The organism is Haloferax sp. KTX1, assembly GCF_902410085.1.
GTDB classification, from domain to species: domain Archaea; phylum Halobacteriota; class Halobacteria; order Halobacteriales; family Haloferacaceae; genus Haloferax; species Haloferax massiliensis.
Genome location: NZ_CABPRH010000097.1, coordinates 1 through 504 on the forward strand (window position 1 = coordinate 1; position 504 = coordinate 504).

Below are 504 nucleotides of genomic sequence, written 5' to 3' on the forward strand. Positions count from 1 at the left end.
GCTTGTAAGGGGCTGCGCCCCTTAACCCCGCCGGCGGGTCGCTTCGCTCCCCACCGGCCCATTCACTCGCCGGAGGCTCGATCATGGCGAAAGACGCCGACCGCCATCCTGGTGGCCGCCCGCCGCTCGATCCGGGCGAGCGGCGGACCCTCACCATCGGGGTCCGCGTGCGCCCGGATGAGCGGGAGACGCTGGCCGAGCGGGCCGATTCCCAAGGCATCACGCCGGGCCAGCTCCTGCGCGAGTGTGCGTTGACCCGGCGTCTGCCATCGCCGCCCGTGCCCGCTGCGAATCGCGAGCAGTACGCCGAGCTGGCGCGGCTGGCCGCTAACCTGAACCAGCTTGCCAAAGCGGCGAACGAGGGCCAGCCGGTGAGCGTTGAAACCGGGATGCTGCAGGAGGTGCACGCTGAGGTGCAGCGGCTGCGCCTTGCCCTACTGGGGATCGGTGATGATCGCGAAGCAGATCAAGGGTAAGGGCTTCCGCGGGGCCGCTGAGTACGAC

At 70.2% G+C, this 504-nt stretch carries 1 protein-coding gene; it reads left to right on the top strand.

What is annotated here, in order from left to right; translation table 11 throughout:
• The first annotated feature begins 83 nt into the window (after positions 1–83).
• Positions 84–476 (top strand): plasmid mobilization protein, encoded by a 393-nt coding sequence (locus tag FY251_RS20955; protein ID WP_148416865.1) that lies wholly within the window; start codon positions 84–86, stop codon positions 474–476.
• The last annotated feature ends 28 nt before the right edge of the window (positions 477–504 follow it).